This is a genomic window from Amphritea sp. GJ51-11 (genome assembly GCF_055808735.1).
Genome location: NZ_CM147881.1, coordinates 1,606,035 through 1,626,909, shown reverse-complemented (window position 1 = coordinate 1,626,909; position 20,875 = coordinate 1,606,035). Strand labels below are relative to the sequence as shown.

Here is a 20,875-nt window from a genome sequence, read left to right as displayed (position 1 = left end):
CCTTGTTAATCACTCTCATCCATCACGTTATATCAAGCGTTCTAACCGCCCCACGCTGATATAGGTTTTGCTTTTATTAACTTCTGACGCGAGTTCTTTCTGGATCGTAGAACGGTAATGTGGTTGTACGCACCGGAATCCGTTTGCGCTGGCCATCCAGCTGTCCAACTTCCAGTACAGTGCCAGGCTCCGCAAACTGAGGCTCAACACGACACAAAGCGATTTGGCTTTTCAGGCTCGGCGAATAGGTCGCACTGGTCACCACGCCCACCGGGAAACGACCATTAAAGATTGAATCACCGTGGCTAACGGTTTCTTGACTATCGATCATCAGTCCAACCAGTTTTTTTCGACTCAATGGATTTTGAGCTGCAATCGCGTCGCGTCCAACAAAGTCATCGGTCTTGGTTTTCAACGGCACGGTAAAGCCAATGCCCGCTTCAAATGGATTGGTTTCGGCACAGAACTCATGTTCGGCAAAAATAAGCCCCGCTTCTATGCGCAATGTATCCAAGGCATCAAAGCCTAACGGCGCAATACCGAATGGCTCACCGGCCTGCCAAATCGTATCCCATAGCTGCTCGCCCTGATCCGGATGACACCAAACTTCAAAGCCAAGCTCACCGGTATAACCCGTCCGAGAAACCATCACCGGCATCCCATCCGGGCCACCGATGCGACCGGTCATAAAGCGGAACCAGCCTAGCTCAGCAACCGGAGTGCAAGACTCGGCGTTCCAAATAATCTGTTGCAGCAGGTTGCGACTTTGCGGCCCCTGTACTGCAACGTTATGAATCTGATCCGTGGATTCCCGTACCTGTACCTGCAAACCTTTCTCAGCGGCTAATTGACGTAACCAAATACCGCAGTATGAATCACCACAGATCCAACGAAACGCATGCTGCCCTAAACGAAATAACGTCCCATCATCGATCATCCCCCCCGTGCTGTGGCACACCGCCGAATAGACCACTTCGCCAATAGACATCCGTGAGACATTTCGCGTTAACGCATATTGCAGTAGGATTTCAGCATCAGGGCCGACCACTTCAAATTTTCTCAGTGGCGTTAAATCAATCATGGCGACACGCTCACGACAGGCTAAATATTCAGCCCGAGCACCATAATTCTGATATTCTGACGCCACCCAGTAGCCTCGATATTCAGTAAACTGTTTTGTCAGGGCGGATGTGCGGCCATGGAAACCGGTCGGCTTAGTCATACGGGGCTGTTCCTCTGGTGTAATTCGGTAACCCACAGAACGTGGAAATTCACAACGTGCCGGATAGATACGGACATGGATATCGGTGGGGTTCCAGCCATTGGCAGGATCAATATCATCGGGGCAAGCAGACGATGCACAGATCAAATCTCTGTTGGCTTGCAATAAGACATAATCACCTGCGCGCGACCAAGGCTCTTCAAATGCAATCGTGCCGCAATCACCGGCGCTGGTATTAAAAAAGAAATTGATCGCCGGCCAGCCATCCCTAGCGGTAATGCCATAACGACTCAAACTGCGATTGAAATTATCGGTACAGTTTAGGTGGCCAAAGTAACCGCTGTCTTCGTAAAACTTACTGTTACAGGCAAACAGAAAACTATCGTGTCGCCCGACTGTATCCTGCACCACCTCAAGCATGGTTTGTTGCCGCGTATCGACCAGCTTTGAATGCAAGCCAGGCTGAGGCAGTGTTAATCCGTTCAATGTTCGCGTCGCAACGGCATCCAAGGCCACCTCATGTCCTTGCGCTAGCGCGGCCGCATCAAAGGCAATAAAATCGCTGCACTGCTTACCTTCAACATCAATAATTTGAATCCACTCACCCGCTTTGACCTCATAGCTGACCGCACTGCCACGGGGGACACGAAACTCGCTACGAGGCGTCGCTAGAGGTGCCGGTAAATCAGCATCGGCCGTGGTGAAGTGCGCCACCTGCAACGCCGTTACAGGGGTCTGCTCAACGACCTGCATATCCTTGCCGCAACACAGCACAACCATTGTCAGCGACTCACTCACCTCAAACGTTGGCAATCCGTCGGCAGAACAACAATGAGCCTGTTGTAAGGCTTGTTCATTAATCCCCCACACTTGCAGCAACTCGCTTAATCGCAACGCTGACTCACTGAGCTGTGCCAATTGCGCTCCGGTATTCACCGCTTCACTGAGTGGGTAATGGGGCAACGGAGACTCCGTAACATCGCCCTGTGCATCCATAAAAAGTAGTTCACAGCCCTGCTGAAAATCCGCCGACGTAATACAGACCTTATCGCCAGCATGTAGCGCTAACCGTAATGCATCCTGCCCTTCAACCCGATATAACCGAGGCTGAACGGGTAATACCTCATTTGATACCTGAGCCTGTTGTTGATGAATCGTCATAGCGTTATCCCGTTAAACTTGTCGACAAAACTTGTCACTCAATTCCACCCTGAGACCGATCTCTTGCAGCGCTATATAAGTGCGCTTTTTGGGCATTCGGAGCCAATATGGTGCAGATTCAGCCACCCATTAACCCGCAAAACTTATTTCTTGCTGGTTAAAAATATTTACTCATAGTGATTTAAGTAACAATTCTCAGGAAGGAGTAAGCCATTGTGAGTATTCATCTCTCGATGGCACAGAAACTGCTTAGTTCATACCATGAGAGACGTTTCCCTACCCGGCGAACGCACTGTGAAGGAGGTTAAAATGGCTGTATCCATGCCCCTGTGGTTGCTCAACTTTCCCCGACTGTTACGTGAACAACGTCAACAGCAGGTGACACGAAAAGAGAGCACCTACGCTCCGGCCCTGAGCCAACTGGTCATTGATCTGGCCTGCAGTGACAACATTAGCCAAAGTTTGAAACAGAGCCTCGACCAACTGCAACGCTATGTCGGCCTGCACTTTGAAGCGGATATCTACCTCATCGGTATGCCAATACCAGATCGAAACAGATTATTGCACCCAACGGATATCGCGCCGCCCATGGGATTGGCGGCACAACTACGCTATCAATTAACCGAACACAGCATCCAAGATGCCGACGAATTACGCTATAAACTGCCCGGCAGCGCCCTTTCCATACACGCCTTAAAGCTAACCTTAGACGATGCCGACAGTGCCGGTTGGGTAGTGTTGTGTTTCAAGGATCATCTGCCGGATAGCACCCCGATAAACCGTCTATTAACGCCTGTCGCTGAAGCCCTCGGCAGTGGTTTGAAGGGGTGGTGCCGACAACAATCGCGCATCAACGCGGCCATCAGTTCTGAAAAAGCAGCCCATGCCGCCGAACTGCATGACTCAATGGCACAGATTCTCGGATATATGCGGATCAAAGCCTCTCGTCTCGCCCAGCAATGTAAAAACACCTCAGAACCTGAGCTCGCGAAAATTAGCGAAGACCTATCCCATCAGGCGCAGTGCGCCTATCGACAAACCCGCGAACTAATCGCCTGCTCCCGACTTTCTATTGAGCAAGGCCACCTGGTTGATGCCATCAGCCAAGCCATTGGCGAGTTTGAACAACGCTGTGCGATGGTATTTGAACTGGATAATCGGGTAGGCGCGCAGTTGTTCACCGAAGATGATTCTCAGGCGATTTTTATTATCCGTGAGGCCCTCAGCAACATCGTGCGACACGCCCATGCAAGCCATGCGCGAGTACAGCTGCTACGCCAGAATGACGGTTCGGTGCGCATTCGTATTGAGGATAACGGTAAAGGGATCTGTGCCGATCAAGCTCGCCAAGATAGTTTTGGTATGAAGATCATGCAGGAAAGAGCAGAACGCATCCATGCCAATCTGTTCATACTGCCTCGGGCAGCGGGTGGCACACGGATAGACCTAATTATTCCAGCAGCCAAATAATAGATACCGCCGATCGATGGTTTTTTATTCATCATCGCCGACAAACACAATGCTTATAAATGAAGCACTTATGAATACAAATAAAGTTACAGATGTGGTCATCGTTGATGATCATCCATTATTTCGACGCGGGGTTGTCGAACTACTCAATGACAGCGGTGAATTCAACGTTCTCGCTGATTTTGATGGTGGTCAGCAACTGCTCGATGCCCTCCCTGAACTCGCACCAGAACTGCTGCTGTTAGATATGCATATGCCAGAACTTTCAGGGCTTCAGTTGCTGCAACAACTCAAACAACAAGGTGTTGAACAAAAGGTTATCTTCCTCACCGCATCAGATGACAGCAGTGAACTGTTTGCCGCGATTTCGGCAGGCGCCAATGGCTATCTATTAAAAGACTCCTCCCCTGAACAGATTATCAACGGTTTAAAGGATGCGATGCTCGGCAATATCGCCATGGATAATACTGGGGTTACCATGCTGGCCCATCACCTGAGTAAGGGCGATCCATCACCTTTAGAAACACCGCCTCAGCATGCAGACCTTACCGAGCGAGAACTGCAAACCCTAGAGCTAATCACCCGGGGTATGAGCAATAAGCTCATTGCACGGGAACTAGGCATTAGTGATGGTACGGTTAAAGTCTATGTTAAAAACCTGCTACGCAAATTAAACGTTAATTCACGCCTTGAACTGGCCGCCTGGGCCCATGCCAATCAACCGTTACCTGAAACCGAGCGCGGATGATGGCGGTACTCTCGTTATTTCGTCGCCCAAAAAAAGAGCGATCAAAAGCGTTACCGGTACTAGCAGAGGTACTCGATAGTCTAAGTGATGCAGTGCTGGTGTTCACACCGCAATTGGAAATCCGTTATGTAAACGCCTGTTGGAAAACCCTCACTGGATACCCTCTAAAAGACGCCATCGATACCTGCTTTAGTGACTATATCCACCCTGAAGATCAACACAACTGGATCGCCTTTACCCAACAGGTTCATCGGGAGCATCTCAGTCAGTGTCTCTGGTTTCGCCTAATCCGTAAAGACGGTGAAGTTCGCTGGTGTGAAATTCGCTTACAACCGCTGCATGCCGATCAATCCTCCCTTTTAACGGCGACCCTCTGCGATATTACCCCACAGGTACGCAGTGATGAGATCAGAAAAGCAACCCATCGCAGCTTAGCAGGGCTGGTAAATCGATTATCCGGCATGCTCTATCGCGGTCGAAACGACACCCGCTGGACCATGGAGTATGTCAGTGAAGGTTGCCTAGGGTTAACCGGATATAGTCGCGATCAACTGCTCAATCAAACACAGTTATCGATTGGTGCGCTGATCCATCCCAACGATGCCAGTCGGGTGTGGGAAACGGTTCAACGCGCCCTTCAACAGCAACAGTGTTTTGAACTGTACTATCAGTTGCTCCATGCCGATGGCCAATATCGTCAAGTTTATGAAAAAGGTCAGGGTATCTACTCATCGACCGGTGCTGTGCTGGGTATCGAAGGTGTTATTTTGAATATCAGCCCCACGGAGTAACCCCTCTTACCCCTTTTGACTTATCCACTCAGAGGAATTTATCCCACGTCGTTTACTGCATAACCTGATGGCAAGTGAATATTAATCATTAGGAGATCACACATGACGAAGCGAGTAGCGATAATTGGTGCAGGTCCAAGCGGTCTAGCTCAGCTCAGAGCTTTCCAATCAGCTCAACAGAAAGGCGCTGAGATCCCTGAAATAGTCTGTTTTGAAAAACAAAGCGACTGGGGCGGCTTATGGAATTACAGCTGGCGTACCGGCTTAGACGAGCACGGCGAACCCGTTCACGGCAGTATGTATCGTTACCTCTGGTCGAATGGACCTAAAGAGTGTCTAGAATTTGCCGATTACAGCTTTGAAGAACACTTCGGTAAAGCGATCCCCTCATACCCTCCCCGCGAAGTGCTTTGGGACTATATTAAAGGCCGAGTCGAAAAAGCCGGTGTGCGTGACTATATCCGTTTTAATACCCCCGTGCGTACCATTACCTTTGATGACAGCACCAAACTCTTCACGGTGACCGTACACGACCACGACAGCGATACGGTGTATTCCGAAACCTTCGACTATGTTATTTGCGCCTCTGGCCACTTTTCCACACCACGCGTACCTGAATTTGAAGGTTTCAGCCATTTCGGCGGTCGCATTCTACATGCCCATGACTTCCGCGATGCACTGGAATTTAAAGATAAAGATATTCTCTTAGTTGGCAGCAGCTATTCCGCAGAAGACGTGGGTTCACAGTGCTATAAATATGGCGCCCGCAGCCTAATCAGCTGTTACCGCTCCGCGCCTATGGGCTTCAAATGGCCAGACAACTGGGAAGAAAAACCATTACTCCAACGGGTTGATACCGATACCGCCTACTTTGCCGATGGTACTAGCCGTAAAATCGATGCGATCATTCTCTGCACCGGCTATTTGCACCACTTCCCCTTCATCGATGAGTCTCTGCGACTCAAGACCGACAACCGTCTCTGGACCATGGACCTCTATAAAGGTGTTGTTTGGGAAGATAATCCGCAGATGTTCTATCTGGGTATGCAAGATCAGTGGTACACCTTCAATATGTTTGATGCCCAAGCCTGGTATACACGGGATATTATTCTCGGTCGTATTGAACTGCCCGCCACCAAAGAAGAGATGACTGCCAATAGCAAGGAATGGCAAGCCCGAGAACTCACACTGACCACCGCTGAAGAGATGTTTACCTTCCAAGGCGATTACATCCTTGAGTTGATTGAAGCCACCGACTACCCAACCTTCGATATCGAAGGCGTTCGACAAACCTTCCTCGAATGGAAACACCACAAACAGGAAGACATCATGACGTTTAGGGATCACGCCTATCGTTCACTGATGACCGGCACAATGTCTCCTACCCACCATACCCCTTGGATCGACGCACTCGATGATTCATTGGAAACCTACCTCTCGATCGGAGACGACATGAAACAAGCTGTTTAAGCCGATTTAGGCTGATCATCGATCAGCCTTTTACTCTCACCGTCTCTCCAAGAACAGACTAAGGAATACAGTATGAATATGGTCAGTAAAATAATCGATAAAACAGTCACCCCCATCACCGATGATCTAGAAGGTTGGGAAAAGGTCGCCGGCACCCCATCGATGACCACCTGGATTGAATATACTAGCCCGGATGGCAGTATGATTACGGGCTGCTGGGCAGCAACACCCGGCACCTATCGCGCCACCTATGCCAGCTGGGAATTCATCCACCTAATTGAAGGTGAAGTGATCGTGACACAAGACGGTGAAGATCCCGTAACGCTATGTCCCGGTGACGCCTTTATGGTTGAGGCTGGCTTTACCGGTACCTGGGAAATTATCAAACCCGTCTTTAAGCACTTCGCCATTAAGCTGAAGTAGCAATTGCTGCTCAGGCTTACGACGGCATACAGCCGCCATCAACACCAGCAAGGCGCGACTTAGCGCCTTTTTTCCTATTGCTTCTATCTCACCGCAACGACACTGTTCTCTTATCTTGATCAACTTGAGTTTATTTACCTAGCTTTACAACCGCTTAACTCAACTTAACATTCGCTGTTGTCAAAATGAATACATATTCACACGGAGAACAGCCATGCGCTTTCCTATGTATTCCAGCACCGTTATTAACAACCTATCTCGGCTGAAAAGCTTCACCGCAACATCGCAGCCTATAGTGACCCGATACACCTTCTCGGTTGCACCATTGGCCACCTCAGCAACCTTTTTCAACATCTGTACGTCGTGGCATTTATCCACAGTCAGCCACGATCAGATGCACATCGAACTCGCAGCCCTGCCAACAAAATCGCCTCAACAGGAGGGGATATATCAATGAAAAAATTAACCACCTATCTGTTATTGACCACCCTAACTCTAGGCACCGTCACGCCACTGTATGCAGGTTCTAGCCACAGCCCTTCATCACATGGCAAAGGCCATCGCGTCGATCACCTACCTGGCGCAGCCGCGTTAATGGTCATCGCCGGTGTCACTTATTGGGTGATGGACTCCCTCTTTTACCGCAAAGCCGATAAGGGATATGTCGTTGTAGAGCCGCCTAAAGGTGCATATTATGAACGTCTGCCCTCCAGCGCCGTCCCTGTCCGACATCATGGACGTGAATACTACCGCTATCATGGTGCCTACTACCGCTGGGTGCCTGAAAGAAAGATCTATGTGGTTGAACCAACGATAGTTGAGCCCGAGACACAGCAGGTATCTCACTATGCAGCCGGTTCCGTGCTAACAACGCTGCCCAATGGCAGTAACGCTATCCTTATTAACGGCGTGCAGTATTTCCGTCATGCCGGTAATTACTTTCTACCGACCGAACGCAATGGTAAACAGGTCTATGTAGTGGTCGATATTGATTAACACTAACCAGCCTCGTAACACACAGAGTCTCTGAGCATTACGAGGCAGCATCAAATCTCAGGGTGGCCCGAGCATAACGGGTTAAACGGGTATAACTGGATATTAAATCCAACATTTATAAGCATCATGAACATTTAGCTCACTCATATCACTCAGTCAACGCAATTTGTGTTACTATCGTTCATTCGCCAAGTACAGAGAGTACCAACGTCTTGCGATCTTATTTCTAAGCCTTTGGCTTTGCATAAGCTGTTTCAACAGCGACATTCAGTTACTCCCACGCCTGTTTCTAGCTATTCATCTCGAACGCTCAATCGAGTTTATATTCAGACCTTGCAAGACATTTTTAACGTCTGTCATTGCTTGCACTGAAAGTGCATGGTAATGCCCCCTATGTGGCCTTGATAATCCCATCGGTTTGCGAGATCGATTCCTGCTCCACCTTTAGGGCCACTATGACGACGATTACTGAACAATCTCAACCGACCATTCTCTCCTATGTCAAAGATCTACCCAACCTGTGTTCCCTTGCCGGCTTAGCCTGCACATTATTGGCCATCTATTGCAGTATTTTAGGTGTTTTTCATGGCGCCATGATCGGCATGGTTTGGGCGGTTGCCTTCGATTGGGCCGATGGCCTCATTGCCCGAAAAATGAAAGGCAGAACGGGCACAGATAGCGCCTTTGGTGGCCAACTAGACGTTTTAATCGACATCGTCAGCTATGGTGTGGCACCCGCTATTCTGATAATGAGTTATGGTAAATTTGAACCCATTTTCCTTGTGGTTGCCTTTGTAATGCTCGCCGCTGCCGCCATCCGATTGAGCTATTTCAGCACTTTTGGCCTGGCGAGTGGCGCAAAATACACGGGGCTGGCGCTGGACAATAACAGCTTAATGCTGGTGTTCTTATTCGCTTTTGAACCGCTATTTAGTCAAGCAACGTTTGCCATCATCCTGTCACTCGGCGGACTGCTGCTGGCGGCATTAAATGTCGCACAAATTAAAACCCCCAAGTTATCCGGCAACCCGAACAATGTCCGTATCCTTGCCCTGTATACCCTAGTCGTTAGCTTTTTTTACGGCGTTACGTTCTTCTAGGTTAAATTTTTTAGCCAAAAACTAAAAGAGAAAATCCAATACTATCAGTGAGTTAAAAAATGAACATATACACCGTTGGCACGTTCGATCTATTACATGTAGGTCACCTAGCCTTGCTAGAATATTGCAAAACATTAGGCAACGTTGTTGTCGGTGTGGCTTCAGATAAAGTCGTTAATTCCTATAAACCCAATGTTCCGGTTATTCCTCTGGATCAACGCAAAGAAATGTTAGAGGCATTAAGCTGTGTCGATCTTGTGCAGCCCTATTATGAGCTCGAATACGTAAGTGCCTGTAAAGCGCTCGACGTCGACATCTTTGTGATCGGCGAAGATTGGGGAGACAAACCACACAATCTGGCCGTAGAGCGGTATTTAAAGGCACAGGGAAAGAAGATAATTCAGGTGCACTACAACCCGCGCACCTCATCGACACAAATCAAGCAGAATGTGCTCGACCAATCCCATCGAAGTCACGCCATCGCGGTGGCCCTAAACAGCCCACGACCGCAAAATCTGTCAGCCTTCACCCTCGGGTCAGTGTGATGAAGCTGCGGGCGTAAACCATCGATAGCGATCACCGGTGAGCGCTTACCCGCTGCTGATGATCGCTCGCCCTTGAGCCTTGTATCGGTTTAGGCAAACAGCTTTAAACCACCAACCCCTGCAACAATCATGGCGATGCAAAGAATCCGCAACAGACTGCCCGATTCATCCAAAAACAAAATACCATAGGTTGCCAATATCGACGCCCCAATACCGGTCCAGACCGCATAAGCGGTGCCCACTGGAATCGTGCGCATCGCTAAGGACAATAAACCAAGGCTCACAACAATTAAGACGATACTGATCGCTGTCGGCCAGAACCGAGTAAATCCGTCACTGTATTTCAGCCCTACCGCCCACAGACATTCCAACACACCGGCAATAGCTATATAGATCCACCCCATCACGACCTCCTGCGTTTTTGATCAACCATTCATCTCGTTTACGGTGATAGATTCACACCTCAAATATGCACAATCGCCGCGCGCCGGGCTAAACAGGCAAGCCCGGCCAGTGTTGCTGGTTTCAATTGGCGGGATCAAACTGAGCTAAATAGTCCACCACTGTCCCGTGAAAGCGGGTTAATCCTTTATAGTTAACTAACGCCTCCGGTAGCGTTTTTAAGGCTCGGTGCATACGCACAGCCCACGCTTTATTGGTGACCAAATCCTCAAGGCTAAGCAAATAAGTACGAATACTAATGGTGACCGCATTACTACGCGGCATTCTATCCAACACCTGTACTTCGACCCGCAGATAAACTTTCTCGGCGACATTCTCTGGCGTAATAGACGTTCGCTCATGCCCCCACTCATTATATGTCTCAGACGAGGTATCCATGCGCGCATTGACGGTCAGTGTCCAGTTGAGCCGACGCACCGGCTTGCCAACGGGAAGCGCCAGGAGGTATTTTCTCGCCCGCTCAATTATCCCTTCACTATGCACCATCGGCACCGGCCCATGCCATTCATCAAAACTCATGCCTGCATCAAATGCCAGCGACCAATCCGCAGGGCAAGTCACCATGCCGGCATCCATAAATAGATTGCCTTCACGCTGATCCATCAACGCAAAATCACCCTGCACCTGACGGCCAATATAATCCAAGGGTGGACGCGGTAGCGTGGCACCATCACCAAAGGTAAAGTGATCATCAATATTAAGTAGCTTGTTCTCCCAGTGCCAATAGTTACCGTCTCGGGTGAGTTTGAAATGCTCAGGGTAATCTTCTGCTAAAGACACCATGTATCGCTCCAGCATTTCCCAACAGGCTAGGTCCATATGCTCCATCGCCAAGCAGCGACTAGGCATCTCTTTCAAGACCAGCTCACGCTCGGCCATCTCGGACAAATAATGCTCATCAATATCAATGTAATGCTCAAATGCTGAGCCTTCTCCACCTTTGGGCTGATGTGCTTCAATATTCACCGAGTAACGATACTCATCTTCAGGAAATGGAAACGGAAAACGCTCAATCGCTGCCGCGCTGTTTGTATAGGTAAAATCGTCACGAAAACTCTGAATCTCTTTCGGTGCTACACGCATTATTCTGCTCTCCTAAATATCTAAAACCAGTCGTCCGCCTGCCGCTCTGGACACACAGGGCATCATCTGCTTGCCAGACTGTTTTTCAGCGTCACTGAGATAATTATCACGGTGCTCAACGTCTCCCTCGGTGACGTCACACACACATTGGCCGCAAACCCCCGCCCGACAGAGGTTAGGGATCTCAATATCGGCCTCTTCTAGCACTTCAAGCAAGCTACTATCCGCCGCTACAACAAGCTCAACCCCTGTGCGACTTAACTCAACCTTAAAGGGCTGACCGGGCTTTGCTCCCGCAAACTCTTCCCAGTGAATCGCACTCGCTGGTATACCCAACTGATCAGCGGTTGCCTGCACCGTCTCAATCAATGATGCTGGGCCACAAATATAGAAGTGCGTCCCCAACGGCTGATCCGCCATTACGGTTGCAATATCACAGCGTTTACCTTCATCGGCATCGTAACAGTGACAACGCTCACCGAGCTCCTCCATTAACTCAGTACGATAAGCACCGGTTTGCTGGCTTCGATATAGATAGTGCAGTTCAAACTCAGCCTGACGCTGTTGCATCACCGGCACATAGGACAGAAAGGGCGTAATGCCGACACCTCCGGCGAACAAGACATGTTTTTTGGCCCGCCAAGCAGGCGCAAACAAGTTCGCGGGAGGCGATATCTTCAGCTGATCTCCCACCGCAACCTGTTCATGCATAAAGAGAGATCCACCTCGTGAGGCCTCTTGTAAACGCACAGCAATCTGATATTCACGACTATCATTTGGATCACTCATCAGGGAATAAGCGTTACGATGCTTCTGTTCTTCACCCATCTCAACCACAACATGGGCACCGGCTGAGAAAGGCGTTAACTCTCCCTTCAAGGGCTTTAAGGTAAAGGCTTTTATCATCGGTGCGACTTGTTGAATCGCGGTGACTTCAACGACAATCTGATCAACCGTACTCATCAGTTCACCTCCCTTTTCTCGGGCATATCGGCGCGATCTTCAGCGTTCGCCTGAAAAGCAAAATAAGCGCCATGTAGACGGGAAAAATGATCCGTCACTTCCAACATCGCACCACAGCCATTGCAGGCATAAGGCGAATACGTCACCTCTTTGGTTATCGTATGGCAGTGACAACAAAACAGATGGCGCTCCCGACTCATCGGAGCCAACAAACGAACCTGATCTGAACAAAGCCCTGCCTCACGAGCATGGCTCTTCACGCGCCAGAGAAAAGGCTCAGCCCCAGCGAGGTAAAGTGTGCCGGTCAACGGAAAACGTTGCAGTGACTCAAGCAGTAGCGAGTCACTGGCTGAAGCATAGGCCGCTACCGCTTTATCTGCAGAGCAACTGTCATAAAGTGATTGAAGATCTACCGGAACATCCTGTTCGGCAACAAAAAGATGAAAGTTCGATTTTGGGTTCAACTCAACCGGTGCATAGACCGGCTTGCTGGCAACCCCGTTCAATTGCTCTGTTTGCATCTGAGCCCTCCTAATTAAGGTTCGGTTAGCATCACGATGTGCAAATAAATTTCCTACTAAGAATATTATGAGAGCCTGACGCCAGCCTCAATTGTCATGAAGAGGTATAACCAAGTAGGTAAGCAATATTTAAAAAGAACTATTGAGCAGTAACATCAAGACAACCAAGGATAATCCCGAAAAGCCCTCTTAACCCTATGGATTTACACTTATTAATAAGGCATATTAGCGGGCAAACTCTTCAACTTAGACAAGGAATATTTCATGAACTCTTCGCAATATCAAAATAGCGGTTTATTTGACATTGCACGTGCATCATCTGATATATCCTTTGAAGAATTTTCAGACAACTACTTAACACCAGAAATTCCTGTTGTTATCGAAGGAATTGGCAAGGACTGGCCAGCAAGACAGCGTTGGAATGAAAAGTATCTTCATGAAAAGCTATCCAAAGAACCATCAGCAACGACCGCATCCTTATGGTACTGGATGGACCGCGACGCATTAGTTGAAGATTACACTACACCAACGTTTATAAACCAGGTTATTGACTCCCCCATAGCTTTTCCGCGAACTCAACACTTACGCTTATGGATAAACAAAAAGGGAAATGTATCCAGTTGGCATTATGATGGGGGCTTAGTTAATGTATTTAATATTCAGGTCAAGGGAATCAAAGAGTGGATACTGGTTTCGCCGGATACTCCTCTCGATTGCTACCCCTATACCACCTACGCGATTATTGATGGTAAAGGAGATCGTATTCTAAAAGATAAAACCTACACCCGCTTTACACTCAATGAAGGAGATATGGTTTACATACCACCGGCCTGGTTTCATAAAGTGACCTCATGTGATGATGAGAATATCAACTTAAACTGGTTATTTACTAAAAAAGAAACGTCAGCAACCTCGGCGACGCTTAAACGCGAAGTCGAACGTTATACCATCAACGATTATCTCCTTCATCACCGCTTCAAACTCGTTCGAATGCTACTTAAACTGTTTAATAAATATACACCAGCATATGTCAAAATTAGCTGGCGCTATGATCAATTGATTAAAACATCGTACAACACCACCCGTATTGACTTATTTAAGCGAGTTGCCAAAGAAGCGTTAATGTTAGGTAAAACCTTAATTCACCTGAATAAAATAAAACCCTATACCAAGACGCTTTCCAAACCTCGAAAGATAACGAAAATTTAACAATTAGCGTTATCCATATCAGGCCCTGCGAGGCAAAAACAGTGAAAGCAGTGCTGCCAACGCCAGAAACAGCCCGGATACCCAAAGACAGGCTGCTAAGCCCGCGAGTTGAAACAGATAACCGGACAAGACTGTGCCGATCAGTCGCCCCATCGCATTGGCCATATAATAAAACCCGACATCCATCGAAGCACCGTCTTCTCGAGCATAGCTAACAATCAAATAGCTATGCAGTGAAGAGTTTATCGCAAAGACGCCGCCAAACAGAAGCAAACCCGCGAGCAGTGCGGTTTGAGGATAGAAATCATTGTTTAAGGCTAATGCAATCAACACCGGCAACAGCAACAACGCCAATGCCCAGCCAACCGCCTGACTACCACCCGGAACCCGACCTGACCGTTTGCCTGTGACATAGGGGGCCAACGACTGAATAATGCCATAGCCGATCACCCACAGCGCCAGAAACCCTCCTACGGACCAATGATCCCAGCCTAAGGTATTCACCAGATAAACCGGCAGCGCCACTACAAACCAAACATCCCGCGCACCAAACAGAAACATCCGGGCCGCTGACAGATAATTAATCGCCGCATTAGTGGAGAATATATGGCTGAACTTAGGTTTGTTCTTGGCTTTGCCAAGATCTTGCTTCAGCAACACCAAACTCAACAACCAAACAAGGCTCAACAGCAGCGCCATCGCCAGCACCGCCCCCTGAAATCCCAACAGGGTCAGCAACACTCCACCAAGAAAAAAGCCCACTCCTTTTAAGGCGTTCTTTGAACCCGTTAACAGTGCAACCCATTGATATAGAGCTCCTTCAGCATTCGCCGGCAGCAACTGTTTTACAGCACTTTTGGCACTCATTTTATTGAGGTCTTTGGCAATTCCCGATAATGCCTGAGCTAACATCACCCAAGCGACTGTCAACATGCTACTAGGCAGTAATAGCATGGCTAACGCCACGACCTGCATCCCCAAACCGATATTCATCGTTCGGTTTAAACCAATACGGGCACCAAGCCATCCCCCTAACAGATTGGTCACCACACCGAAGAACTCATAAAACAGAAACAACAGCGCAATATCCAGCGGACTATAACCGAGCTGATGAAAATGTAGCACCACCAACATCCGCAAAGCGCCATCGGTCAGTGTAAATGACCAGTAGTTACCGGTAACGATCAGGTATTGCCGCACCTCGGGTGACAAGCGTTGCACAGTGGCTAACATGATATGACTACTCCTGCCCTACCATGCGCACTAATTCAACGGTTCGATTCGCATAACCCCACTCATTGTCATACCAGAGGTAGAGTTTTAGCTGAGTATCATTGACCACCATGGTCGATAACGCATCGACAATACAGGAACGAGGGTCGGTCTTATAATCCACCGAGACCAGAGGACGCTCTTCATAGCCAAGAATACCTTGCAATTCTCCGTCTGCGGCCTGCTTCAAGAGCTGGTTAACCTCGTCAGCGGTTGTCTCCCGTTGCAACTCAAAAACGCAATCGGTAATAGACGCATTGGCCAATGGCACCCGCACTGCATGACCGTTCAACTTACCTTTTAACTCAGGAAAGATATGCGTAATAGCGGTTGCCGATCCCGTCGTGGTTGGAATTAAACTGCTGCCACAAGCCCGTGCCCGACGCAGGTCTTTATGGGGGGCATCAAGAATCGTCTGGGTATTGGTAATATCGTGAATTGTGGTCATCGAGCCATGTTTTATGCCTAACTGCTCATGAATCACTTTGACCACCGGGGCCAAACAGTTGGTCGTGCATGAAGCGGCGGTAACAATAGGGTAGCGATCTTTGTCATAGAGATGATGGTTAACCCCCATCACGATATTTAGCACGCTCTCTTCTTTCACCGGCGCCGTTACGACGATACGCTTAACCCCTTGATCCAAGTAAGGCTGTAACTTCGCACTGCTTTTCATCACCCCTGAGGCTTCGATTACCACATCGCAAGCGGACCAGTCCGTGTCGTCTATTGCCCGGTTTTGAGTACAGCGTATCGACTTACCACCGACCAATATCTGATTCGCTTGGGCGCCACTGCCAGCAAGTGCTTCATGCGCCCAAAGACCATGCACCGAATCAAACATCAGTAAATGCGCCAATGTCGCCGCATCGCCGGCCGGATCATTGATTTGCACAAATTCGAGTTCGGGCCAATCCCACGCCGCACGTAATGCTAGCCGTCCCATCCGGCCAAACCCGTTAATCCCCACTTTAATCGCCACATCCACCTCCTGATTTATTCGTCAGCCGCCGTTATACCCTAATGCCAACCTAAACCGCTGGCATATAGCGTTGATTGTTAACCTTGCAACCATCCAGCGACATCATTCGCCGTTGGAATACTACCGCTATGAACCAGTTGCTCATCGATCACCACGGCCGGTGTACGCATCACACCGTAGGCCATAATTACCTGAGCATCGGTTTCTTTGGTAACACTAACCGCAACGCCCAATTCGGCCGCCCGTTGCTCAATCAACTCTGCGGTTTTAGTGCATTTAGCACAGCCACTGCCTAACACTTTAATATTTTTCATAACGCTCTCCTGCGGTTAAAGAACCGGAAATAAAATGTTAAATATCCAACCAATCAATGTGAATGCAAATAACAGCATGGCAAACAGAATCGCCAATAACCGCCACTGCATAACCTGCTTCAATAATATAAATTCAGGGAAGCTAGCCGCCACGGTACTCATACAAAAAGCCAATGTCGTACCGATCGGCAAGCCATTATTAATCAGACTTTCCATCACGGGAATAACGCCGGTGGCATTGGAATAAAGTGGAATACCGACCATCACCGCCGCGGGTACTGTCCACCATTGGCCATCACCGAGGTGCGCTTCAATCCAACCATCAGGAACGAAACCATGCAGCGCCGCTCCCAAACCGACACCGATAATGACCCACTTCCATACTCGACCAAAGATCTCTAAGGTTTCCTCTTTAGCAAACTGATGCCGAGCAGCCATAGACAAAGACTCAACCTTCGCCGCGCCCGCCGATGCATTCTGCTGCCCCTGCTGCAATGCTTTAGCCGCGAATGACTGCAGCCAGCGCTCGGCCTTAATGGCATCGAGGAAAAAACCACCGACAATACCCACTCCCATCCCGACGAGAATATAGACCACAGTAAATTTCCAGCCCAACAAACTCAGCAGCAACAGCACGGCAACTTCGTTGATCAGTGGCGATGTGAGCAGAAACGCCATGGTAATACCCACCGGAATACCGGCAGAGGTAAAACCAAGAAAAATAGGAATACTAGAACAGGAACAAAACGGTGTCACTGCACCAAACCCGGCCCCCATCAAGTAACCCGCACCACGGTGCTTTCCGGCAAGAAAATCCCTCACCCGTTCGACATTCAACGAGGCACGAATCAGAGCGATGAGATAGATCATCACCACCAGCAAGACAAAAATTTTACTGGTATCTTCAATAAAGAAATGCAGTGCTTGGCCGATTCTTTCGTTGGCTGATAGTCCGGCTAAATCATAGATTAGCCAGTCCGCCAATTGAGTAAATACTTCAAACATAACGACGTCCTTTTAGTTAGCAGCATTGATCACTGCGACCTGGTCGAGCACCCATCTGCTGTAAACGCTGCGACTCAGTTTCCATATAGCCTTCATTACCCGTGGTTGTTTGCAAAAGCACATCACGATACCAACTCGGTAGATCCGGATGAATACGGTAAAACACCCATTGACCCTGACGACGATCCATCAATACGCCCGTTTTTTTTAACTGCGCTAGATGACGAGAAATTTTGGGTTGACTTAGTTCGAGCGCCACCATCAGTTCACAGACGCACAACTCTTTATGCTGTTGAATAAGTAACACCGATTTAAGTCGTGTCTCGTCGGCGAGACTCTTAAATAGATCAACTGGATTCATAAAACACTACCGCTTCTTTATATATGGAAAATCATATATGCATTATTGTGAATATAAAAGTGAATATTTAATTAAATACACTCTTGTGCAGCGAATATTGATCACTATCATCTCCCAACCAATAGGATGCTGCTACTCTGCGGCTCTAACGTCATAATGGATCAATTCATGCATTCCCTTACACACACCTCAGAGCACAATGCTGACGACGATCGCCATCACACAACCGCGCGCCCTAATCAGAGTCAACCCGCGCCACGGCTCAATGCGATTGCCGATGATGAAACACTGGTTTATCAGATTGATAATAACTTGTATATCAATCTAACTGACCGCTGCACCCTTGCCTGCCAATTTTGCCCCAAGCATAATGGCTGCACCGAGGTAAAAGGTTATGATCTTAGCCTCGACATACGTCCGGCGGCGCAACAGATCATTCAACTGATCGGTGACCCTAACCGTTACGATTGTATCGTTTTTTGTGGATATGGTGAGCCAACATTGCGACTCAAACCACTGCTGGAAATAGCCCATTGGGTCAAGCAGCAAGGTGGGATAACCCGTCTAAATACCGACGGACTGGGTAACCTCGTTCATAAGCATAATATTTTGCCTGAACTCAGCCAGTGCATTGATGCGTTATCGATCTCACTCAATGCGCAAAATGAAGCCGTGTATATCCGCCATTGCCAGCCAGCCCTGCCCGGCTCATATGCAGCCATGTTAGCCTTTGTGGCACAAGCCCCAAATTATATAAAGGATGTCAGCGCCAGTGCGATCAATGGACTCGAGGGGGTCGATATTGATGCCTGTCGGCAGTTGGCAGAATCTCGGGGGTTAAATTTAAACAGCGGGAACTGGATGTGGTGGGATAAAAACGCGTCCCGCAACCACGGCCAACAAACCGATATAACAGCGCTTATCGAATAGGGCTTAAGTGGACTCTGCCATTTAAGCCCTACGATCACCTCTCGCGAGGCCCCATTGAGCAAAGGCATCTTTCGGCATTGGGCGTCCCAGATAATAGCCCTGCACAAGGTCACAGCCTTCAGCCTTCAATAATGACAGTGTCTCAAGGTCTTCAACGCCTTCTGCGGTAACTTCTAGGCCGAGGTTATGAGCTAAGTTAATAGTGGCATTAACAATCACCGCATCACTCTCATTTTGAAGAATGTCAGACACAAAGGAGCGGTCTATTTTAAGCTCTTTCAACGGTAGCTGTTTCAAGTAGGACAATGAGGAATAACCGGTACCATAATCATCAATAGAGAACTGAAACCCCATCCCATGTATGCGATTAATCACCGCCATCGCGGCATCAGGGTCGGTCATCAGTGAGCTTTCGGTGATCTCTAGGGTAATCCAGCGAGGGTCGATCCCCGTGGCCCCTTTGATACCGGAAATAAGGTCAGGCAGCTCTGGATTATTAAGATCTTTAGCCGACAGGTTGATGGACACAACAATATCTAACCCCTGTTTATGCCACTTGGCACACTGCGCAAAGCTATCCTGTATCACCCAACAGGTTAACCCTTGAATCAGTCTTGAGCGTTCCATCAACGGGATAAAGAGGTCCGGTGACAATAACCCATGTTTCGGATGATTCCAGCGCACCAACGCTTCGGCACCGGTTAACAGGTCATCCTCCACTCGAATTTTGGGTTGATAAAACAATTCCAATTCTTGATTTTCTATCGCCTGATGAAGCTCGCTCATCAGGGTCAACTGTTTTGGACTGTGGGCGTCAAAGGATGGATCATAGATCGCACTACCCTTATTGGAGTTCTGCGCCATATATAACGCAATCCCCGCCCGTTGCACTAGGGTATCAACATCGGTCCCGTGCTGCGGAAAGTGAACAATACCAATATTCGCCTGAGCAGAGAGCTTCACCTTCTCGATATAAAAAGCATCATGTAATACCCGGTGGACACTGTCCGCCAGCTCCAATACCTTTTTTTCAGACAGCAGCTCGCTAATCAATATACTAAAAACGTTACTTTCTAAGCGCGCGATGGTCAGCGGGGACGGAAAGGCACTTTCTAAACGTACCGCAATCTGTTTAATCAGGCTATCGCTACTATTGCGGCCTAATGTATCGCTAATCTCTTTATAGTTGGACACTTCAACCAATAACACCGAAAAAGCAGCCTTACCCCGTGGTGAGACAATTTGCTGCTCGACCCGATCATAAAACAACTCTTTATTGGGCATATCAGTGAGTAGGTCGTGGGTAATGCTGTGACGAGCCTGTTTTTCAAAGGTATCCGCCTTATCACGTAGCTCTTTGGTTTGATCCATTACCATAGCGCTCGCTTCATAGGCCAGCACGGTGCTTGAATACTGCCCCCAGAAGGCAAATACAAACGGGATAACATCTAGAATCCAGAGTGCAAAGTTAGTCTTTTGCACTTTAATTAAACTGGAAATATGGATATTGCCAAATTCAAGGTGGGATACGGTCAAGGTAGCAACAATCAAAGCCACAATGGCGATTGTGATGCCCTGCCAGGCGGTTTTAGAAACACGAGAGCGTAAAACTTTAACATTGTTATGCAGAAAATCACTGGTGGTACTACTTCTTACACTCACAACTGAACTCCTTGTTGTCGTCATTCATGCCCCCGATATCAGCAATATACAGTGAACAGCAAAGCTATGCCTGATAAACATCAGTGCACTGATTGAAACTGCCAAGCCTCCTTGCCCTGTATTAAATTACCTGAAAGCTGCATAAAAACAGCCATACAGTTGAGCTACTACCACTCTATCCTAAT

At 48.4% G+C, this 20,875-nt stretch carries 21 protein-coding genes; 10 read left to right on the top strand and 11 right to left on the bottom strand.

The features are described 5' to 3' along the window. Positions 1-76: 76 nt before the first annotated feature. Positions 77-2,383 (bottom strand): DUF1989 domain-containing protein, encoded by a 2,307-nt coding sequence (locus AC0L4K_RS07070; protein WP_473268754.1) that lies wholly within the window; start codon positions 2,381-2,383, stop codon positions 77-79. Positions 2,384-2,692: 309 nt separating this feature from the next. Between AC0L4K_RS07070 and AC0L4K_RS07065 the strand changes: the two genes are divergently transcribed. The 8 genes from AC0L4K_RS07065 (at position 2,693) to AC0L4K_RS07030 (ending at position 9,926) form a co-directional block, all read left to right on the top strand. Beyond that, a complete protein-coding gene (locus tag AC0L4K_RS07065) occupies positions 2,693-3,853 on the top strand; it encodes a sensor histidine kinase (protein ID WP_473268753.1) in 1,161 nt (386 codons plus the stop codon). A gap of 70 nt (positions 3,854-3,923) precedes the next feature. Continuing rightward, entirely contained in the window at positions 3,924-4,601 is a 678-nt protein-coding gene (locus AC0L4K_RS07060; RefSeq protein WP_473268752.1) for a response regulator, read from the top strand. Further along, on the top strand, positions 4,598-5,392 hold the full coding sequence (locus tag AC0L4K_RS07055) for a PAS domain-containing protein (protein WP_473268751.1): 795 nt from the start codon (positions 4,598-4,600) through the stop codon (positions 5,390-5,392). Before AC0L4K_RS07060 ends, AC0L4K_RS07055 begins: the two co-directional genes overlap by 4 nt. Before the next feature lie 102 nt (positions 5,393-5,494). Then, positions 5,495-6,862 carry a flavin-containing monooxygenase gene (locus tag AC0L4K_RS07050; RefSeq protein ID WP_473268750.1) on the top strand — a complete coding sequence of 456 codons (1,368 nt, stop codon included), beginning with the start codon at positions 5,495-5,497 and terminating at the stop codon, positions 6,860-6,862. A 72-nt stretch (positions 6,863-6,934) separates the two neighbouring features. Further along, complete coding sequence (locus tag AC0L4K_RS07045) at positions 6,935-7,285, top strand: cupin domain-containing protein (protein ID WP_417225419.1); 351 nt, start codon at positions 6,935-6,937, stop codon at positions 7,283-7,285. A 453-nt stretch (positions 7,286-7,738) separates the two neighbouring features. Further along, positions 7,739-8,281 (top strand): DUF6515 family protein, encoded by a 543-nt coding sequence (locus tag AC0L4K_RS07040; protein ID WP_473268749.1) that lies wholly within the window; start codon positions 7,739-7,741, stop codon positions 8,279-8,281. Positions 8,282-8,736: 455 nt separating this feature from the next. Continuing rightward, positions 8,737-9,381 (top strand): CDP-alcohol phosphatidyltransferase family protein, encoded by a 645-nt coding sequence (locus AC0L4K_RS07035; RefSeq protein ID WP_473268747.1) that lies wholly within the window; start codon positions 8,737-8,739, stop codon positions 9,379-9,381. A gap of 59 nt (positions 9,382-9,440) precedes the next feature. After that, positions 9,441-9,926: an FAD synthase family protein gene (locus AC0L4K_RS07030; RefSeq protein ID WP_417225414.1), complete on the top strand. Its 486-nt coding sequence runs from the start codon at positions 9,441-9,443 to the stop codon at positions 9,924-9,926. 89 nt (positions 9,927-10,015) lie between these two features. On the opposite strand, the gene AC0L4K_RS07025 is transcribed toward AC0L4K_RS07030, so the two are convergent. The 4 genes from AC0L4K_RS07025 to AC0L4K_RS07010 all read right to left on the bottom strand — a co-directional run bounded on the left by AC0L4K_RS07025 (position 10,016) and on the right by AC0L4K_RS07010 (position 12,955). Beyond that, entirely contained in the window at positions 10,016-10,330 is a 315-nt protein-coding gene (locus AC0L4K_RS07025) for a DMT family transporter (protein ID WP_473268745.1), read from the bottom strand. Between the two features lie 121 nt (positions 10,331-10,451). Continuing rightward, positions 10,452-11,471, bottom strand: coding sequence for a heme-dependent oxidative N-demethylase family protein (locus tag AC0L4K_RS07020; RefSeq protein ID WP_473268742.1), 1,020 nt, complete (start codon positions 11,469-11,471; stop codon positions 10,452-10,454). Between the two features lie 12 nt (positions 11,472-11,483). Continuing rightward, positions 11,484-12,434: a PDR/VanB family oxidoreductase gene (locus AC0L4K_RS07015; protein WP_473268741.1), complete on the bottom strand. Its 951-nt coding sequence runs from the start codon at positions 12,432-12,434 to the stop codon at positions 11,484-11,486. Further along, positions 12,434-12,955, bottom strand: coding sequence for a dimethylamine monooxygenase subunit DmmA family protein (locus tag AC0L4K_RS07010; RefSeq protein WP_473268740.1), 522 nt, complete (start codon positions 12,953-12,955; stop codon positions 12,434-12,436). The genes AC0L4K_RS07015 and AC0L4K_RS07010 overlap by 1 nt, the downstream gene beginning before the upstream one ends. Positions 12,956-13,219: 264 nt before the next feature. Here AC0L4K_RS07010 and AC0L4K_RS07005 point away from each other — a divergent pair, with 264 nt between their 5' ends. Next, positions 13,220-14,164 carry a cupin-like domain-containing protein gene (locus AC0L4K_RS07005; protein ID WP_473268739.1) on the top strand — a complete coding sequence of 315 codons (945 nt, stop codon included), beginning with the start codon at positions 13,220-13,222 and terminating at the stop codon, positions 14,162-14,164. Between the two features lie 18 nt (positions 14,165-14,182). Here AC0L4K_RS07005 and arsJ read toward each other — a convergent pair whose 3' ends face one another. The 5 genes from arsJ to AC0L4K_RS06980 all read right to left on the bottom strand — a co-directional run bounded on the left by arsJ (position 14,183) and on the right by AC0L4K_RS06980 (position 18,098). Continuing rightward, entirely contained in the window at positions 14,183-15,397 is a 1,215-nt protein-coding gene (arsJ, locus tag AC0L4K_RS07000; protein WP_417225402.1) for an organoarsenical effux MFS transporter ArsJ, read from the bottom strand. Positions 15,398-15,404: 7 nt separating this feature from the next. Further along, complete coding sequence (locus tag AC0L4K_RS06995; protein WP_417225400.1) at positions 15,405-16,418, bottom strand: ArsJ-associated glyceraldehyde-3-phosphate dehydrogenase; 1,014 nt, start codon at positions 16,416-16,418, stop codon at positions 15,405-15,407. 77 nt (positions 16,419-16,495) lie between these two features. Beyond that, positions 16,496-16,732 (bottom strand): thioredoxin family protein, encoded by a 237-nt coding sequence (locus AC0L4K_RS06990; protein WP_473268738.1) that lies wholly within the window; start codon positions 16,730-16,732, stop codon positions 16,496-16,498. Between the two features lie 15 nt (positions 16,733-16,747). Beyond that, complete coding sequence (locus AC0L4K_RS06985; RefSeq protein ID WP_417225396.1) at positions 16,748-17,737, bottom strand: permease; 990 nt, start codon at positions 17,735-17,737, stop codon at positions 16,748-16,750. Positions 17,738-17,753: 16 nt separating this feature from the next. After that, a complete protein-coding gene (locus AC0L4K_RS06980; RefSeq protein WP_417225394.1) occupies positions 17,754-18,098 on the bottom strand; it encodes a metalloregulator ArsR/SmtB family transcription factor in 345 nt (114 codons plus the stop codon). A gap of 168 nt (positions 18,099-18,266) precedes the next feature. On the opposite strand from AC0L4K_RS06980, the gene AC0L4K_RS06975 reads away from it, so the two are divergent. Then, a complete protein-coding gene (locus tag AC0L4K_RS06975; protein WP_473268736.1) occupies positions 18,267-19,028 on the top strand; it encodes a TatD family nuclease-associated radical SAM protein in 762 nt (253 codons plus the stop codon). A 21-nt stretch (positions 19,029-19,049) separates the two neighbouring features. On the opposite strand, the gene AC0L4K_RS06970 is transcribed toward AC0L4K_RS06975, so the two are convergent. After that, positions 19,050-20,690: a putative bifunctional diguanylate cyclase/phosphodiesterase gene (locus AC0L4K_RS06970; protein WP_417225390.1), complete on the bottom strand. Its 1,641-nt coding sequence runs from the start codon at positions 20,688-20,690 to the stop codon at positions 19,050-19,052. Between the last annotated feature and the right edge of the window lie 185 nt (positions 20,691-20,875).